The sequence below is a fragment of the Pseudomonas sp. HLS-6 genome (assembly GCF_002753995.1).
Taxonomy (GTDB): Bacteria; Pseudomonadota; Gammaproteobacteria; order Pseudomonadales; family Pseudomonadaceae; genus Aquipseudomonas; species Aquipseudomonas defluvii.
The window spans coordinates 1645877-1662458 of the sequence record NZ_CP024478.1 but is presented as its reverse complement, the minus strand read 5'-3'; the positions used below and the strand labels follow the sequence as shown (position 1 = coordinate 1662458).

The 16582-nt window shown below is 60.9% G+C and carries 17 protein-coding genes; 3 read left to right on the top strand and 14 right to left on the bottom strand.

All coding sequences use genetic code 11. The features are described from left to right. The first annotated feature begins 922 nt into the window (after positions 1 to 922). On the top strand, positions 923 to 1249 hold the full coding sequence (locus CS390_RS07710) for a DUF3077 domain-containing protein (RefSeq protein ID WP_065759826.1): 327 nt from the start codon (positions 923 to 925) through the stop codon (positions 1247 to 1249). Here the strand turns inward: CS390_RS07710 and CS390_RS07705 are convergent. Next, on the bottom strand, positions 1246 to 2175 hold the full coding sequence (locus CS390_RS07705; RefSeq protein ID WP_099773949.1) for a class I SAM-dependent methyltransferase: 930 nt from the start codon (positions 2173 to 2175) through the stop codon (positions 1246 to 1248). The two genes, CS390_RS07710 and CS390_RS07705, sit on opposite strands and share 4 nt — an antisense overlap. A gap of 31 nt (positions 2176 to 2206) precedes the next feature. Next, positions 2207 to 3115 (bottom strand): DMT family transporter, encoded by a 909-nt coding sequence (locus tag CS390_RS07700; protein WP_099773948.1) that lies wholly within the window; start codon positions 3113 to 3115, stop codon positions 2207 to 2209. Between the two features lie 131 nt (positions 3116 to 3246). On the opposite strand from CS390_RS07700, the gene CS390_RS07695 reads away from it, so the two are divergent. Beyond that, complete coding sequence (locus tag CS390_RS07695) at positions 3247 to 3684, top strand: Lrp/AsnC family transcriptional regulator (protein WP_065759829.1); 438 nt, start codon at positions 3247 to 3249, stop codon at positions 3682 to 3684. Between the two features lie 16 nt (positions 3685 to 3700). On the opposite strand, the gene CS390_RS07690 is transcribed toward CS390_RS07695, so the two are convergent. The 10 genes from CS390_RS07690 to CS390_RS07645 form a co-directional block, all read right to left on the bottom strand. After that, the gene (locus CS390_RS07690) at positions 3701 to 4630 is read right to left on the bottom strand and encodes a phosphatidate cytidylyltransferase (protein ID WP_065759830.1); all 930 of its coding nucleotides are present in this window, start codon (positions 4628 to 4630) and stop codon (positions 3701 to 3703) included. Position 4631: 1 nt separating this feature from the next. Then, complete coding sequence (locus CS390_RS07685; RefSeq protein ID WP_099773947.1) at positions 4632 to 5255, bottom strand: lysophospholipid acyltransferase family protein; 624 nt, start codon at positions 5253 to 5255, stop codon at positions 4632 to 4634. Positions 5256 to 5265: 10 nt separating this feature from the next. Continuing rightward, a complete protein-coding gene (locus CS390_RS07680; RefSeq protein ID WP_099773946.1) occupies positions 5266 to 5721 on the bottom strand; it encodes a hypothetical protein in 456 nt (151 codons plus the stop codon). Beyond that, the gene (locus tag CS390_RS07675) at positions 5711 to 7036 is read right to left on the bottom strand and encodes a phosphatase PAP2/dual specificity phosphatase family protein (RefSeq protein ID WP_177442392.1); all 1326 of its coding nucleotides are present in this window, start codon (positions 7034 to 7036) and stop codon (positions 5711 to 5713) included. The genes CS390_RS07680 and CS390_RS07675 overlap by 11 nt, the downstream gene beginning before the upstream one ends. Next, positions 7036 to 8790 (bottom strand): bifunctional alpha/beta hydrolase/class I SAM-dependent methyltransferase, encoded by a 1755-nt coding sequence (locus tag CS390_RS07670; protein ID WP_099773945.1) that lies wholly within the window; start codon positions 8788 to 8790, stop codon positions 7036 to 7038. The genes CS390_RS07675 and CS390_RS07670 overlap by 1 nt, the downstream gene beginning before the upstream one ends. Positions 8791 to 8798: 8 nt before the next feature. Next, on the bottom strand, positions 8799 to 9425 hold the full coding sequence (locus tag CS390_RS07665; RefSeq protein WP_099773944.1) for a CDP-alcohol phosphatidyltransferase family protein: 627 nt from the start codon (positions 9423 to 9425) through the stop codon (positions 8799 to 8801). A gap of 206 nt (positions 9426 to 9631) precedes the next feature. Further along, complete coding sequence (locus tag CS390_RS07660) at positions 9632 to 10042, bottom strand: hypothetical protein (RefSeq protein WP_099773943.1); 411 nt, start codon at positions 10040 to 10042, stop codon at positions 9632 to 9634. Positions 10043 to 10061: 19 nt separating this feature from the next. Further along, the gene (locus CS390_RS07655; protein WP_099773942.1) at positions 10062 to 12155 is read right to left on the bottom strand and encodes a bifunctional diguanylate cyclase/phosphodiesterase; all 2094 of its coding nucleotides are present in this window, start codon (positions 12153 to 12155) and stop codon (positions 10062 to 10064) included. Between the two features lie 232 nt (positions 12156 to 12387). Then, entirely contained in the window at positions 12388 to 12729 is a 342-nt protein-coding gene (locus tag CS390_RS07650; RefSeq protein ID WP_065759838.1) for an FKBP-type peptidyl-prolyl cis-trans isomerase, read from the bottom strand. A gap of 428 nt (positions 12730 to 13157) precedes the next feature. Next, the gene (locus tag CS390_RS07645; RefSeq protein WP_065759839.1) at positions 13158 to 14090 is read right to left on the bottom strand and encodes a DMT family transporter; all 933 of its coding nucleotides are present in this window, start codon (positions 14088 to 14090) and stop codon (positions 13158 to 13160) included. A gap of 158 nt (positions 14091 to 14248) precedes the next feature. Between CS390_RS07645 and CS390_RS07640 the strand changes: the two genes are divergently transcribed. Then, the gene (locus CS390_RS07640) at positions 14249 to 15142 is read left to right on the top strand and encodes a LysR substrate-binding domain-containing protein (protein WP_099773941.1); all 894 of its coding nucleotides are present in this window, start codon (positions 14249 to 14251) and stop codon (positions 15140 to 15142) included. A gap of 30 nt (positions 15143 to 15172) precedes the next feature. On the opposite strand, the gene CS390_RS07635 is transcribed toward CS390_RS07640, so the two are convergent. Then, positions 15173 to 16111, bottom strand: a complete 939-nt coding sequence (locus tag CS390_RS07635; protein ID WP_099773940.1) for a 2-hydroxyacid dehydrogenase — start codon at positions 16109 to 16111, stop codon at positions 15173 to 15175. A 48-nt stretch (positions 16112 to 16159) separates the two neighbouring features. Beyond that, the gene (locus CS390_RS07630) at positions 16160 to 16573 is read right to left on the bottom strand and encodes a hypothetical protein (protein WP_065759842.1); all 414 of its coding nucleotides are present in this window, start codon (positions 16571 to 16573) and stop codon (positions 16160 to 16162) included. Positions 16574 to 16582 lie beyond the last annotated feature (9 nt).

The window sequence follows — 16582 nt, the reverse complement described above, 5'->3', positions numbered from 1 at the left end:
GCTTGCCTGCGATGGTTTCGGTGGGGTGCCAATGAGTACGCGGCGCCTGCATCGCGGGCAAGCCCGGCTCCTACAATCTCTGTTGGAGCTGGCTTGCCTGCGATGGCTTTGGCAAGCCAACTCCAACAGGGTGCGCATATACCCTCTCACCTTATTGGCTGAACCCAGCCATAGGAATTATCCCACAACCTCTGTCCGCCTCGAGCGATTGCACGGGGAAGCGCTTCGCACGTAGTCTCGAACGGTCGCTGACGTTTCAGCGATCGGGTTTGGCGACCTGGGAAACGATACCAACGAGCAACCATTAGAGCGCGCAGATGCCAGCAGGCATAAGTGCATTTTTTATGGTGGCCGTGTGTGGGAGGGCTTCGGCCCTGCCGGGTTATCCTGGTGTCGTCCCGGTTCGCCAACCTGCACACGGCTGCCACCCATTTCGTTTGGCGACGAGCATGTGGCAGCTCCATTACAACGCCAAGAACATTGCATTTTCGGTGGGAGCAGGCTTGCCTGCGATGGCTTTGGCGGGGTGCCAACGAGTGCGCGGTGTCGGCATCGTTGGCAAGCCAACTCCAACAGGGTGCGTATCTGCCCTCTCACCTTATTGGCTGAACCCAGCCATAGGAATTATCCTACAACCTCTGTCCACCTCGAATGATTGCACGGGGAAGCGCTTCGCACGTAGTCTCGAACGGTCGCTGACGTTTCAGCGATCGGGTTTGGCGACCCGGGAATATATGCAGAGATGCCCCGATTTCGATGGTTGGCGTGTTAGACGTCTGCGTCGTTTTTATGGTGGCTGTGCGCGGGAGGGCTTCGGCCCTGCCGGATTTCCTGTGTTGACCGGTTCGCCAACCTGCGTACAGCTGCCACCCTTTCGTTTGGCGACGATTCAGGTGGTAGCTCCAGTTCAATACAGGAGTTCATCGTGAAAAAAATCGTCCCCGATCCCCCCGCGTTTCTTTTTGCCAAAACAGCCGAAACCACCTTTGGCGAGTGCGAAGGCCACCCGCCGTTGTTTACCGTGCGACCGGGCATCAGTGCTGAAGACGCACTGGTCCATGCGGCGCTTTTCCTCAAGTGCGCCATCGATACGTGCCCTCAGGCCGTGCAGTACACCGATGAAACGGGCCGTGGCTTTGCCTGGAGCACGCTGCATTCCGTGCAAATGGCCAAAGGGCTGGTCGATGCCGTGCTCGACGGCATCGAAAGCCACAACCTGAACGCGCACCGTGACGCGCAAAACCACTAGACGCCTCGGGTAAACACCAGTGCCTTGAGGCCGCCCGCCGGATCGTTGTCAGGAAACTCCGGCGGGTTGCTCAGGCGCTCGACGAAATGCAGTTGTGGCGCTTCGGCGGCCATGCCTTCGATGAGAAACTCAGGGCCAATGGCAGGGTCGTTGACGCACGCCAGCACCACGCCCTGCTCCGTCAGCAGTTCCGGCAAGCGGCGCAGGATCTTGCTGTAGTCGTGGGTCAGGACAAAGCTGCCACGCTGGAAGGTCGGCGGGTCGATGATGATCAGATCATAGGGGCCGCCCTTGCGCACCTTGCCCCAGGACTTGAACAACTCGTGGCCGAGGAAGCTTACCCGCGCCAGTTCATGCTCATTCAACCGGTGGTTATCGCGCCCACGGCTCAAGGCGGCCTTGGCCATGTCGAGGTTGACCACCTGTTCGGCGCCACCGGCAATCGCCGCCACGGAAAAACCGCAGGTGTAGGCAAACAGGTTCAATACGCGCTTGCCCGCCGCCTGTTCACGTACCCAGCGACGGCCATGGCGCATGTCGAGAAACAGCCCGGTGTTCTGCTTCAGGCCCAGGTCGAGCTTGTAGCGCAGGCCGTCTTCGTCGATCAGCCAATGCTCGCTAGGTGTACCCAACAACCAATGCCCCGGGCTGTCCGGCAGATAGCGGTGTTGAATAAGAATCGCCTGCCCGGGCCACTGCGGGCCTGCCGCCAGCGCCAGCAGCATCTGCTCGAGGGCCGGCAACTGGCCCTCAGGCGGTTCGCGAAACAATGACACCAACAACACGCCCTGCAACCAGTCGACGGTGATCTGCTCAAGCCCCGGCCAGCAGCGACCGCGGCCATGGAACAGGCGCCGGGTTTCCGCCGGAGCGGGGTTGAGGGCGTCGAGCAGGTGTTCGCGCAGGGTGTCGATAACAGAAGTCATGGCAAGGATCGAGGCTGTAAAGCGGCCTATTCTAACCCGACTCCCCCACCCCGGGCGCTGGCCTTGCCGGCTTGAACCACCAGCCCTGCTGCATACCGGCCGCCGCCAGCAAGATCGCGGCGACACCCAGCCACTGCAGCAGGCTCAGGCGATGGTCAAAGGCCAGCCAGTCGACGAAGATCGCCGCAATCGGGTAGATGAACGACAAGGCACCGGTCAGGGCGGTCGGCAGTTTTTGAATAGCGCCGTACAGCAGCACGTACATCAGCCCGGTATGAACCATACCCAATGTCACCAGGCTGGCCAGCTCGCTCGCGTCGTGCGGCAACCCGCTGGTGTTGGCCCAGGGCGCCAGCAGCAACACGCCGGTGCCGACCTGAATCAACGCGATCAGGTGCGGTGGCGTGCCGCTCAGACGCTTGATGATCAACGCGGCAACGGCATACAAGAATGCTGCCCCCAAGGCCAGGCCAATCCCCGCCAGGTAGTCATCCCCCGAACCTTGCTGAGCACCATGAGCGCTGACAATCGCCAGCATGCCGGCAAAGGCAATGCTCAACCAGAACACTTTCGGCAGGGTAATTTTCTCGCCGAGAAACACTGCGGCCAGTGCCACCAGCATGAACGGCTGGACGTTGTACACCGCTGTACCAATGGCAATCGACGCCCTTGAATAGGAGGCGAACAGCAACACCCAGTTGCCGACGATGGCCACGCCACTGAGCACCGCCAAGGCGAAGGTAGCCCGGCTGAGGATACCCGGGCGCAGGAAACCGAACAGCGCGCAAATCACCAGCAAGGTGCCGGCACCGAACACGCAACGCCAGAACACGACATCCAGCACCGGTTGCCCGGACACCAGCACAAACCAACCGATGGTCCCCGAAATCAACATGGCGGCGACCATCTCCAGCGACCCACGACGTATTGAACTGTCCATCACTCACCTCCGATACGATGGACAAAGTATGACGAGCGCCGAGGTGGCCATTCCAGCGGAAAAAGCAGGCTAAACTTGGCGTTAACCTTTTTTATCAAGGCACTTTTTCCTTTTTGCCTAACGAGGCGGATATGACTGACGACATCGACCAACTGCTGATCAACGCCCTAATGGAAGACTCTCGACGCTCGCTCAAGGCCCTGGCCCAGCTCAGCGGGCTGTCGGCGCCGAGTGTCAGTGAGCGCCTGCGCCGCCTGGAAGAGCGCGGCGTACTGAAGGGCTATACGGTGGACGTCGACCCACGCAGTTTTGGCTACCAGTTGCAGGCCATCGTGCGTATCCGCCCCCTGCCGGGCCAGTTGCAGGAGGTCGAACGGCAGATCCAGGCCATCCCCGAGTTCACTGAATGCGACAAGGTCACGGGTGACGACTGCTTCATTGCCCGCCTGCATGTGCGCTCGATGGAACAGCTCGACACCCTGCTCGACCGCCTCAACAGCCATGCCGAGACCAACACCGCCATCGTCAAGAAGACCCCGGTCAAGCGCCGTTTACCGCCGATGAATTGAATGGCCAATGGCCGGTTCAACTCCAGCCGTAGCGCACCAGGTGGAAAAACACTGGGGCGGCAAAACAGACGGAATCCAGCCGGTCGAGCATGCCGCCGTGGCCTTCGATCATGTGCCCCCAGTCCTTGACGCCACGATCACGCTTGATGGCCGACATCACCAAGCCACCGGCAAAGCCCAGCAGGCACACCACCAACGCAAGCAGCGCGGCCTGCCAGGGCGCAAACGGGGTAATCCAGTAAAGCGCCGCACCGATCAGGGTCGCCAGCGCGATGCCGCCGAAGAAGCCCTCGGTGGTTTTCGACGGCGACAGGTTAGGCGCAATCTTGTGCTTGCCCCACAGCTTGCCGCAGACGTACTGCAACACGTCCGACAGCTGCACCACCAGGATCAGCCAGGCGATCAGCAACAGGTTGCGCCCTTCATAGCCTGGAATATCCAGGGTCAGCAACGCGGGCACGGCGGACACGCAGTAGACCGCAATCGTCAGGCCCCATTGGACTTTCGAGGTGCGCTCCAGAAAGTGCGTGGTGTCGCCGCCCAGTGACGACAGGATCGGCATCAGCAGGAACAGGTAGACCGGGATGAAGATCGAGAACAGCCCGTACCAGTCCATCCCGATCAACAGGTACTGCACCGGCAAGGCAAAGTAGAACGCGGCCACCAGCGCCGGATAGTCGCTACGCCGGGTAGGTGTCAGGGTCATGAACTCGCGCAGGGCATAGAACGACACGCCATAGAACAGCAGGATCACGCCGACCTGACCGATCATGAAGGCGATGCCGATCACCGCGACCATCACCCACCAGGCATTGATGCGGGCATTAAGGTTGTCGATCACCGGGTTCGGTGCCGAGGCGCGCCATTTGAGGAGCTGGCCGACGACCGTGGCCAGGACCAGAATGCCGCCAATACCGGCAAACAGTTGCAGTGTTGTGCTGTCCATTTCAGCCCCCCTCCTTTGCCAGGGCCAACAAGGCGTCCCGTGATCGTTCAAGGAACATGGCCTTGCTCTCATCCGCCGCCAGCGAGATCGGTTCGCCGAAGTTCAAGGTGCATAACAGTGGCAACGGCAACACCCGGCCTTTGGGCATCACACGGTTGAGGTTGGCGATCCACACCGGAATGATCTCGATGTCTGGCCGTTGCCGCGCCAGGTGGTACAGGCCACTTTTGAACGGCAGCAAGGTTTCATCGCTGAGGTTGCGCGTGCCCTCAGGGAACAGGATCAGTGAGTCACCCTGCTCCAGCGCATCGAGCATCGCCTGCAACGGCTGGCTGTCTGGAAGCGCATGCTGGCGGTCGATCAGCACGCCGTTGAACACCCGCTGGATCAGGAAACGCCGCAACCGCCCGGTTAGCCAGTAATCGGCACCGGCCACAGGGCGGGTACGCTGACGCAAATGGGCGGGCAGCGAGGCCCAGAACAGCACGAAGTCACCGTGGCTGCTGTGGTTGGCAAAATAGATACGTTGCACCGGCTCAGGGCTACACCCCAGCCAGAGTGCACGTGCGCCGGTCAGCAGCCGCGCACCGGAGGTTATGGCGAAGGCAACCAGAGAAACAAGCATCGAGAATTCCTTACGCGATGAGGGAAAGCCACGGCATGCACAGGCACGCCAGGAGCACGATCAGGCATTGCGCACACACCCAGAACGCCTGGAACCGAAGCAAGCGCAATGCGCCCCGGCTACGTTCAAACAGGCTTCTGGAACCCGTTGCCGCAGGCTGCAAGCCCAGCTCGTGCAATGCGCTATCAAGGGCCTCGGCCTTCAGGTCAAAGGCCTGTGGTGGCTGTGCCAAGCAGGTAAACAGGTCGGCATCCAAGGCAACCCGCAGGGCGAAGTACTTTTGTACCAACCCACAGAACAGCAAGGCTGAGGCCAGCAGCGCAGCAAACAACGAAGGTGCAACCCCAAACAACGGCGCCAACCCGACAAGCAACGCCACCCCCGTCAGCACCGTGGAAAACCGGTCCAGGTCACGCCCCCGGCGCAGCAGGTTGACGACCAGCTTCAGGTGCATCTCAGTAGCCATCGGACACCACCGTTGCAAGAGGCATAAGGGCCTGGCGCTGAGCCTGGGCCAGCACCACCTGCGGTCGTGCCTTGCGCACACAGGCCAGGGCGCTGTCGATGTCGCGGCAACGGCGGGTGTACAACAACCAGGCCGCCACCGCCGTTGCGCTGCGCGAGTAACCCAGCGCACAGCACACCAGTACCGGCCCCTGCTGGCGCAAGGCCTCGATGGCCTGCGCCGCCGCCTCGCAGCGGGCTGCGCTTGGCGCCGTCAGGTCGAGCACCGGGAAGCTGCGATAGGCCTTGCCACGGCTGTCGACCGGCAACTCCGCACACAGGTCTACGATCGCGGCAAACGGCTGGGCCTGCCCGGCGGCTGGAATTCGCCCAAGCCAGACGTTGTCAGCGACCTGAACGGGATGTGGGTGCTGCCGCGTCCATACCCGGGAGTTGACCCAGGCAGCCAGCAGGTAAGGCGCCAGTAACCCTTGCGCAGCGGCTGACAGGCGCCCGTCCGCACGCTTCTGAAAGCCTTCGGCACCGAACAGGGCGTAGTTCAGCGCCACCAACAGCAACGACAGCGCCGGCCACAGTAGCCACAGTGCGCTGCCTTTCAGGGTCAAGGCCAGCGCCACCAGCACCGCGCTGCCCAGACCGTAGCGCACAGCCAACAGCCGGCGTTTCGGGTCGGTCGCCAGTTGCAGCGTACGCAAGGGGCTTTGCCCCTCGCTGGGCCAGAGCCACAGGCAGAACAAGCCCGCGGCCACACCGGTCGGCACATCAATGAAATGGTGTTGCCAGGTAGTCAGGACCGACAGACCAATCAGCACGAACCAACCGTGCAACAGAACGCGCCAGACGCCACGGGCATACCGGGCAAAGCAGGCCCAGAGCACGACCAGTAAGGTGATGTGCAGCGAAGGCGCCTGATTGAAGGGTTTATCGAAGCCCATCAGCAGGTCGAACATCAGCCCAAACGTCCCTTCAAGTGGTGGGCGCTCGAAGGTGAAACGCAGGGGCCAGAGAAGAAAACAGGCAATGCAGATCACCTGCGCGCTGAGCAGCCGCAGACCATGCCGGTCCATTTCGCGGCGACTGGCCGGTAGCAGGAATGACAAACCGTACAGCAGGTCAATCGACCAGTAAGGCACGATTGTCCAGGGCCATAACGGCAGGTGTTGTTCCCAGGCAAAGACCAGGTTACCAACATCATCACGCTGGCCGGTAAACCGGTTGGCGAAGCCGTAACTGGCGAAAAACAGTGGCCCGAGCAGTAATAGCCAGAGCACACCGCGCTTCCACAGCCCGGCCTCCCTTGCCTCAACAGGCGCCATCACGACACCCGTTGAGCCAGAGACACGGTGAAGATACCCCACTCGTCCACACGCTGGGTCACCTTGCGGAAACCGGCACGCTCAACCAGTTGGTCCATTTCAACCTGGCTGCGCCGACGCATAACCCAGGCCTGCCCTTCACGGTGGCTGGTCAAGGCGCGGGCAATGAATTCCAGTTGCGGGTGCCAAGGCTGCCCGGTGTACACCAGGTAACCCCCCGCTTCCACTGCAGCGGCCAGACCGTCCAGCGAATCACTCACCATGGCATTGCTGGCGAACAGCTCATAGAGCCCGGAAACCACGGCCAGGGTCTTGGGTTCCAGCGCGGCCAGGTCCTCGCGGTCGAAGGCATCGCCTTTGACGAAGCGGGCGATATCACCCAGCCCTTTCTGCTCGATCAGGGCCGAACCATCACGTACGTTCAGGTCGCTGTAGTCGCGCAGCAGGATCGACTCAGGCCGTTGCGCGCCCTGCTCCAACGATTCGAGGATATAGCGACCATGCCCGGCAGCAATGTCGACGATATGCACGGGGCGCTGCTGTTCACGCAACGATGCCATCGCCTGGCGCAACAGCTCCTCGACGTGCACCTTGCGCTGGCGGATACCGCGCCAGCCAATAGCGTTCAGGTAGTTGCGGTCGATCAGGCGGCCCAGCGGCGAGTTGCCGGTGGGCTGGTTACGGTAGACGTAGTCCAGGGTACTGCCCGAATCGAAGCCAGTGTCGAAACCCAGCTTGACCCCGGCACTGAGCGTAGCCCCCAGTTTCAGCCCGGCACGAGTCGCCCGCCAATACAGTTCACGCGGCGAGTTCAGCGGCAAGGGTGCGGCCAGGGCTTCGGACTCGGCGCAGCTCCAGCCGATCTGGTCGGCGTCGAGCAATGACGGCCTGACGATAGGCTCGGCGAAGTTGCGCAAAATGAAACGGCGCATACGCTGGGTAGCCTGTGCGCGCTCGAGCTCCCCCAGGGTGTCGTGGAAAAAGCCTGGCAGGATGTGTTTTTCCTTGCACACGCTGCCCAGCCGGTCGAAGAACTGCTCCTGCGGTTTGCGGTGCACGACAAAGTCGGCACCGGAGATCAGCAGTTGAGTCGGTGTCTGGATCGACTGCGCATCAGCCACCACCCGCTCGGCGGCGTCATACAGCCCCAGCAGCATGTTGACCGAAATCGGCCGGGTAATCAGGGGATCGCTCTCGTAAGAGGCAATGCGTTGCGGGTCATGGCTGAGGAACTTGGCCTTGACGTAGCTGTTGACGAAGAAGTTGCCGCGCCAGGCGCGCATCAGCTTCAGGCCCGTACGGGCAAACGGTACATACAGCTTGACCTTGAAGGCCGGCGAAGCCAGAACCAGTGCACGTATTGGCGGCGCATAGTCGTGAACCCAGGTCGCGATCAATACCGCACCGACGCTTTGCGCAACCACCGCCATGTGGTCAACCGCAATACCGTACTGGTCACGGATATGCTCGATGAAGGTCTGTACATCGCGCACGCTGGTGGCAAAGCCAGGGCTGTCGCCCCGCGCGCCCGGCGACTCGCCATGACCGCGTGCATCCCAGGCAAAGACATCGAAGCCCGGCAGGTCCAGCTCGTCGGCCAGGTGAGCCATGCGCCCACCGTGTTCATGCCCTCGGTGGAACAGCACCAGCGCCCGGCGTGGCGTGGCCTCATCGCGCTGAACCGCCGGCCAGTGGCGGTAAAACAGGCTGACGTTGTCATGGGTACTGAAGGACTGCTGCTGGGCTTCGCGCATCAATTGATTCATTCCGTTGGATTGATGGAGGTGCAAGGATGTGCCAGCCCCTGGCGGACACGGTTGACGATGGTGTACACGAGCAGGGCCAATACCAGGGCCAACAGGCCGTTGATCCAGACGCTGCTCAACAGGCCGCTGGCGACACCTGCGCCCAGCACGCCAAAAACAAAGGCACGGTCACTCTTGCCCATTGGCCCGTCGTAACGGCGCTCAGCCCCGACCATCAGGCCCAGTACCCCGGCGTATTCACTGATCACGGCCAACACCACCACCAACACCACCAGCAATGGCGACACCCCGACCAGCAGGGCAAACGGCAGGTACAAGGCACTGTCGGCGATCACATCGCACAGCTCATTGAGGTAAGCCCCCAGCCTGGACTGCTGACCGAACTCACGGGCCAGCATGCCATCCACGGCATTGAGGGCCATGCGCAGGAACATCCACACCGGTATCAGGGCAAACAGCCAGGCCCGGCTGGCAAACAGTGCCACCAGCAACCCAATGAGCAAGGAAACAACTGCCGCCGTCACGGTGACCTGATTGGCCGTCACGCCGCGCTGGTGCAAGCGGGTGACGAACGGACGCAGTACGCGCTGGAAGCGCGGTTTGAGGTGGTAAATCGAAAGCATCAACACTCATCCTTTAACTGATGCAAAACGACCCTGGAACCCTGCCTCGGCCGTACGCTGCCCTCATGGCAACTGCCCGTAATGCCGCACAAGGTGTTGTGTCACGCCCCGAGTAACCTGGCGAGATCGCCAACAAGGGAAACAATTCCCCCATTCGACATTCCTGACACACTAACGGTCACAGAACAGGCAAAGGGCCATCAACCTCAACGAGGCACCGCGATGTACCACTTGGGCTTCATGCGCCCGAAATCCTGGCGCCGGTTGTGCTTGAGGGCTTTTTTTGAGTCCAGCACAAAACAGCCCTCTGCATCGCGCACGAAGACAACCCAATGCCAAAAAGGCCGGCCAGCCACCAGCCGCCACTTGATCGCCAACAGGGCGCGGTCGGGCAACGCCTCCCAGCCGTCAAAGGGGTGCTGCTCAGGGGCCGCAACGATACCCAGTTCGCCGAGCAGACGGCGAACATAGTGAGTGTCCGACCACAGCGCGCGGTCCTCGGCAACGATACCCAGCGCATTGGCCACCTGCCGCGCCTGGCCATAATCAATCTGTGCCAGGGCAGCACAGGCGGCAATGCCGCATCCGGTAGGTTCCTGCTGTACAACAGCATCCATGCGATACGTCTCCATTGCGTCAGATCAGTGAGGAAATGCTCTCCAGGCGCCGTTCGGCAGGCTCAGGCCGGCCAAACAGATAACCCTGGAAGTGAGAACAGCCTTGCTCCACGAGGCCCTTGAACTGGGTACGGATTTCGACACCTTCAGCGGTGGTCTGGATGTCGAGGCTTCTGCCAATACCGGTGATTGCACTGACAATGGCCAGCGCCTCACGGCTGCGCTCCATATCCTGAGTAAAGGTTTTGTCGATCTTGATTCTGTCAAACGGAAACGAGCGCAGATAGCCCAATGACGAATAACCCGTACCAAAATCATCCAGGGCAATACGTACGCCCAAGGCTTTGATCTGCCGCAGGGCTTCAATGTTGCCCAGCGAATTTTCCAACAACACGGATTCGGTGATTTCCAGTTCCAGCCGATGAGGTTCAAGGCCCGAGCTCTTCAGCGCATGTTCAACCAGCGCAACGAACTGGCTGTTTCTGAACTGCATGGGTGACAGGTTTACCGCCACCGTCTGCTGGCCCGGCCAACTGGCGGCTTCACGACATGCCTCCTTCAGCGCCAATGCTCCCACTTCGTGAATCAGGCCGGACTCTTCGGCAATCGGTATGAAATCCAGGGGCCCGACCAGACCGTTGACAGGATGACGCCAACGCATCAACGCTTCGTATCCCACCACCTCGGTGTGGTCCTGATCCGTGATCGGCTGGTAGTACAACTGCAACTGTTCGTTGGCAATCGCATCGCGCAGCTCCAGTTCGATGGTGCGCCGGTTACGCGCCGCCTCATCCATATCCAACCGGAAAAACGCATGGCAGTTACGCCCATTGCGCTTGGCTTCATACAACGCCATGTCGGCATAACGCAGCAGCTTTTCCGGGGTGGTGTGATCACCCGGAGCCAAGGCGATCCCCACACTGATCCCCACCGATACGCGATGCCCATCGATCAGGAACTCCGGCTCTACCGCCTCGATCAGCCGTTGAGCCGCTTCCGCTGCATCAGCAGGTTTTGAAAGGCCCGGAAGAATTACCGCAAACTCATCCCCACCCAGACGGGCCAGGGTGTCGTGGCCGCGCAAGACCTTGCGCAATCGCTCGGCAAGCTGGCGCAGCAGTTCATCGCCGTATTGATGCCCGAGGGCATCATTGACGTTCTTGAAGTTGTCCAGGTCCAGACAAAGGGTTGCTGTCACACATGACATCAGGTTATCGAGGAGCAACGCGTCATGCAGCCGCTGGCGCAGTTGCACGCGGTTGGGCAAGCCCGTCAGGATGTCGTGATGCGCCAGAAAGCGAATCTTTTCATTGGCCGCGTTCTCTTCGGTAATGTCATCGGCAATCAACATCAAGTAGCGCTTGCCTGACTCATGGCCATGAATGCTCAGTGCTCGTGAGCGCAGCGTGCGAGTACCTCGCGGTGTCTCAAGCTGGTCCTCAGAACGGTGTGCAACCTCGGTAAGCAGGGCTATGTCCGCTAGCTGCTCAAAATATTCGCTTATCTGCGGGGCCAGGCATTCCTCACTGCGTTTACCGACCATGTCCGCGTGCGGGCAATCGAACAGTGTTTCAGCCTGTCGGTTGGCCAACAGGATCTGCCGCGTCACGGCATCTTGAACCACAACGCTGGAGGGGATATTGGCAATCACGGTATCCAGGAACATCGACATTGATGCCATCTGTTCACTGTAACGTTCAGCCAGCTCCTTGGCCTCGAGCAGTTGCTGCTCTCGGTTACGCAACTCCGTGATATCACGGGTGACCTTGGCGAAGCCGATGAACGCGCCCTGTTCATCGTAAATGGCGTCGATGACCACGTTCGCCCAGAACGCGCTTCCGTCTTTGCGAAAACGCCAACCCTGGGCCTCGAAGCGGCCCGTACGACGTGCGATCTCAAGCCCTCGCTGAGGCACACCTGCGGCCTGTTCCTCCGGGGAGTAAAAGCACGCGAAATTCCGACCGACTATTTCCTCTTGCCGATACCCCTTGGCGCGTTCGGCACCGGCGTTCCAGTTCGCCACGGTACCCTCTGGGCTTAGCATGTAGATCGCATAATCGACCACACCCTGCACCAGCAACCTGTACATCACATCTGAATTATCTAGGGTCATTGCACTCATTGCCGCCAATCGTCCATTAACACGTCGACCGAGCAAGAACCCAGTGTCCGAAGACGCGAGCAACGAGACCAAGTCGATAGCACTATGCTACCAATCTTGTCCTACAGACAGACAAAAAATCAGCTCAAAGGAGGGGCAAGAAACCTAAAAACAGATGGCTGGTAGAGTGGGCACGCACTGGCACAGCCGGGTGGGTAATGGCCGTGCCAGCCTGGGGCCGCGGTCAATCGTCGCGGGTCAGTACTTCCAGCAATTCGATCTCGAAGACCAGGTTCGAGTGAGGCTTGATCACCGGGCCCATCTTGCGTGCGCCATAGGCCAGGTGCGATGGCACGAACAGCTTGCGCTTGCCGCCAACCTTCATGCCCATCAGGCCCTGGTCCCAGCCCTTGATCACGCGCCCGGTGCCGATAACACACTGGAACGGCTTGCCCCGCTCATAGGAAGAATCGAACGGTGTGCCGTCTTCGAGAAAGCCGCGGTACTGGGTGGTGATCAAGGCCCCCTTGACCACGGCCTTGCCTTCGCCCACCTGGATATCGGTAATTTGCAGTTCGCTGCTCATGCTTGTCCTCGTTGAAACGTACGTACGCTATTGCCGCAGCCTTTTCTCAGGAATGCGCACGTTTGGCAAGCACCGACAAAAACCAGCGGCGATACAGGTTTGTAATTTGTGGCACCTGTCTCGCGAACATATCCATTCCCTGCAGTGACACCACCGGCTGGTTTCGCCTTTTACGGCGACCCACTTTTGAACGGCACAAAAGTGGGCAAAACCCTCGTCCCTACATCCGGCCCTGCGCTGCGCTTCGGGTTCCTTCCTTACGCCATCGCTCCCGTGTGGGCGCGCCATACATGGCCCATCAGCACTTGCTACTTCGCGCACTGAAAAACAAAGCCCACGCAGGAAATCGACGCTCTGCACGAGTGCCACCATCAGACCCTTGCCCCAGCCGATCTCGGCAATCTATAAACCCGGGCAACACCCTCAGTTCAGGCAACGCTTACCGCCCGCTGGGGTTCATGCTGACGCATCGACCAGCACACGCCGCCAATCACCAGCACAATCGCGGCGGCTTCCAGCACGCTCGGGCCGCTGTGCCGCCAGATGAAGGCATACAGCAGGGCAAACAGCGTTTCGAATACGATCAACTGGCCGCTCATAGTCAACGGCATCCGCTTGGACGCGGCGTTCCACAGCAAGGCGGCCAACCACGAGCCAAACAAGGCGCTGCCCAGGCTGTAAAGCCAGAACAGGCTCCAGCGGCCAGCCGGCGCCTCGACGTGCAACTGAGCCGGTTGCCACAGCCAGATCGCAGCGACCAGCAGCAAGCTGAACAGGCCCGTGGCCACACCACAGAACACCGACCACTGGTGGCTGTCGAAATGCCCGGACTGCTTCAGGTAGCGGCTGTTGTGGACGGCGTACCAGGTCCAGCTCAGCAGCGCACCCAAGGCGTACAGCACACCGATAAACTTGTCAGCCATGGCGCCCGGCTCTACGGCGAAGGTTTGCAGGTTGATACAGAGCATGCCGGCGAGGATCAAACCTAATGGGCCGGCCAGCCGCGACAAGGCAATTGCGCCGCTGTCATGGCGACCGTACAGGGTGATGGTCAAGGGCAGTACCCCGACAATCAGCGAAGCTGGCGCCACGCCCAGGCGCTGAATCGCGGCCACCAGGCAAATGAAGTAGATCAGGTTGCCGATCACTGATAGCCGCGTGAGCATCCACAGGTCGCTCAGGGTCAATTTGCGCAAGGCCTGACGCAGGGGAATGGCAAGCACCAGCGAAATCACCCCGAACAGTACGAAGCGTGCGCAGCTGAGCAGCACCGGGCTGAACTCCGGCAACAACTGCGGCACCATCAGTACCATTCCCCACATCGCTCCGGCCACGCCGGCATAGGCCACACCCCGTTTCACCGCACACACCTCTTGATGGATTGATGCGCGCAGGCTAGCCGCTCACACGCCCCTCGACAAAAGATCATTCGGCATGCAGCCATTCCCATATGGAATACCTTTCCCCCGTCAGCCTTCGATCTTATGATCAGGGCATTCCGTAAACGCAGGCCTGGAACATGAGCCGCTTCAACCGACACTTGCCGCCTCTCGACACCTTGATTGCCTTTGAAGCGGTCGCCCGCACTGGCAGCTTTACCCGCGCTGCCAGCGAGCTATGCCTGACGCAAAGCGCAGTCAGCAAGCAAATAAAGGTGCTGGAGGATCACTTGTCGGCGCCGTTGTTCGAGCGGCGCGCACGCGGTATTGCCCTGACCCAGGCCGGTACCGCCTTCAATGCCATCGTCGAACCCCTGCTGGAGAGCCTGCTGGCTAATGTGCTGCGGCTCAAGAGCGGTCATGGCAGCCGCAATGTCAGCGTTATCTGTACACACGCTGTGGCGCAGTACTGGCTGTTCCCGCGCCTGTTGCGCTTCAACGAACAACACCCCGAACTGACGGTGAACATTCACGCCAGCAACGAGATCAGCGAGAGCGTGATCGCCGACTACGACTTCGGCATCCTCTACGGTCATGGCCGCTGGCGCTCGCTGCAGGCCAACAAGCTGTTTGACGAATGCATCTATCCGATTGTCAGTGCCCAACGCCCACTGCCAGCGGTGCACTCACTCAGTGAGCTGCAGGCCTTGCCCCTGATTCAACTGGACGCCTCAGCCTGGAACTGCCTGGACTGGCACGACTGGTTCAACCATCAGGGCGTGCGCTACAAAGCACCGGCCGACGCGGTGACATTCAACCAGGTCAACCTGGTGTTCGATGCAGTGATGCAGGGCATGGGTGTGGGATTGGGCTGGGAGTTCATGGCGCGCGAGCGGATCGACAGTGGGCAGATCCGCGCGGTTTCGGACTTTGTCGTGCATACCGGGCAGGCTGACTACCTGGTGCACGACAAACAGGTGATGCCTTCGCCTGCGGCGAAGGTCTTTGCGGACTGGCTGATGGCGAACGGTTGACCACGCCCGCGTGTTACTGCGTGGTGCGTATCAGGCGGTGACCGGGGTCAGAACAGGCTTACCGGAAAAGAACGCCTGCAGGTTCTGCAGCACCAGACGCACCGTGTCACCCGCCGCTTCCGGCGACTGCCCGGCAACGTGCGGGGTCAACACCACATTCGGCAGTGCCTTGAGCGCTTCAGGTACCGCAGGTTCTTCATCGAAAACGTCCAGCGCAGCACCGGCGATACGCTTTCGCTGCAACGCATCGACCAGGTCGGCGGTACAGACCACGCTGGCCCGGGCGATGTTCACCAGGAAGCCCGCTTCACCCAATGCCTCCAGCACCGTGGCGTCGATCAGGTGCCGGGTACTGGCACCACCCGGCGTGGCAACCACCAGAAAATCCGAGGCCTGTGCCAACGCCAGCACACTGTCGCAATAGGTGTAGGACAGGCCGCTACGTGGCTGGCGGCTGTGATAACTGACCTGCATGTCGAAACCAAGAGCGCCACGCTTGGCGATGGCCTGGCCAATTGCCCCCAAGCCGAGAATGCCCAGACGCTTGCCGGCCAGCGATGGGCTGATTACCCGGTTCCACTCGCCACGACGGGTTGAAGCATCGGCACGGGGGATATCACGAACCACCGCACACAGCAGGGCCATGGCATGGTCAGCCACCGTCGATGCATTGGCGCCCGCCCCATTGGTGACGGTGATGCCGCGTCCTGCCGCTGCCGCAAGGTCAACCTGCTCATAGCCGGCACCAATCACGCAGATGATTTTCAGGTGTGGCAATGCCGCCATTTCATCGGCATGCAGGCCCAGCGGCCCGCGCGTAAGCACCACATCGATTTCACTGCCATGGCGAGCAATGGCCTCGCGCCGTAGCGCTGGCGTCTGCGCAAGAATCAGGTTGAAACCGTTGTTGCGCAGCAGGTGCAGGTAGTCGTCGACCGTTTCTACCAGCACCAGTACCGTCTTTGTCATGCCTTGCTCCAGAACTGTCCGCGAGGGCGCATTGTGCGCCAGCACGGACTAGTTGGAAAAGGCCCGTCCCAGACCACCCGGAACACCGCTGCTGTCGGTTTCCTGCCAAGGCCCCTGGAGGCTGGTCGACCAGCTCCAGCCGTTATTCCAGCGGTAGTAGGTGCGCTGTCGGTAGAAGGTGTTGGTCTGGCCTTCGAGGACGTAAACCCCGAGGCGCGGGTCCCAGTGGCTGGCACCGCCGGGTGGCGGTGCGAAGCTGGCCGAGGTGCGCGGCATCGGTTTCTGCGAAGGGGTAACGGTTGGCTTGCTCGGCACTGTGCCCGGGCGCGGCGTCGGCTTGATCACCGGCCCTGGTGGTTGACGCCCTATGGGCGGTTCAGGGTAAGTCGAAGGCTGCTGCACCGTACACGCACTCAGGCCCAGAAACAGGGTAATCAGGGTGAGGCGTACGGTGCTGTTCATGAGGCTACT

Bases quoted from the DNA above. Each gene is read 5' to 3' on its own strand.
- CS390_RS07670 (WP_099773945.1), bottom strand. From the start codon at position 8,790: ATGCGCGAAGCCCAGCAGCAGTCCTTCAGTACCCATGACAACGTCAGC.
- CS390_RS07700 (WP_099773948.1), bottom strand. From the start codon at position 3,115: ATGGACAGTTCAATACGTCGTGGGTCGCTGGAGATGGTCGCCGCCATG.
- CS390_RS07655 (WP_099773942.1), bottom strand. From the start codon at position 12,155: ATGACCCTAGATAATTCAGATGTGATGTACAGGTTGCTGGTGCAGGGT.
- CS390_RS07680 (WP_099773946.1), bottom strand. From the start codon at position 5,721: ATGGCTACTGAGATGCACCTGAAGCTGGTCGTCAACCTGCTGCGCCGG.
- CS390_RS07690 (WP_065759830.1), bottom strand. From the start codon at position 4,630: ATGGACAGCACAACACTGCAACTGTTTGCCGGTATTGGCGGCATTCTG.
- CS390_RS07635 (WP_099773940.1), bottom strand. From the start codon at position 16,111: ATGACAAAGACGGTACTGGTGCTGGTAGAAACGGTCGACGACTACCTG.
- CS390_RS07630 (WP_065759842.1), bottom strand. From the start codon at position 16,573: ATGAACAGCACCGTACGCCTCACCCTGATTACCCTGTTTCTGGGCCTG.
- CS390_RS07695 (WP_065759829.1), top strand. From the start codon at position 3,247: ATGACTGACGACATCGACCAACTGCTGATCAACGCCCTAATGGAAGAC.
- CS390_RS07665 (WP_099773944.1), bottom strand. From the start codon at position 9,425: ATGCTTTCGATTTACCACCTCAAACCGCGCTTCCAGCGCGTACTGCGT.
- CS390_RS07675 (WP_177442392.1), bottom strand. From the start codon at position 7,036: ATGGCGCCTGTTGAGGCAAGGGAGGCCGGGCTGTGGAAGCGCGGTGTG.
- CS390_RS07660 (WP_099773943.1), bottom strand. From the start codon at position 10,042: ATGGATGCTGTTGTACAGCAGGAACCTACCGGATGCGGCATTGCCGCC.
- CS390_RS07705 (WP_099773949.1), bottom strand. From the start codon at position 2,175: ATGACTTCTGTTATCGACACCCTGCGCGAACACCTGCTCGACGCCCTC.
- CS390_RS07650 (WP_065759838.1), bottom strand. From the start codon at position 12,729: ATGAGCAGCGAACTGCAAATTACCGATATCCAGGTGGGCGAAGGCAAG.
- CS390_RS07685 (WP_099773947.1), bottom strand. From the start codon at position 5,255: ATGCTTGTTTCTCTGGTTGCCTTCGCCATAACCTCCGGTGCGCGGCTG.
- CS390_RS07640 (WP_099773941.1), top strand. From the start codon at position 14,249: ATGAGCCGCTTCAACCGACACTTGCCGCCTCTCGACACCTTGATTGCC.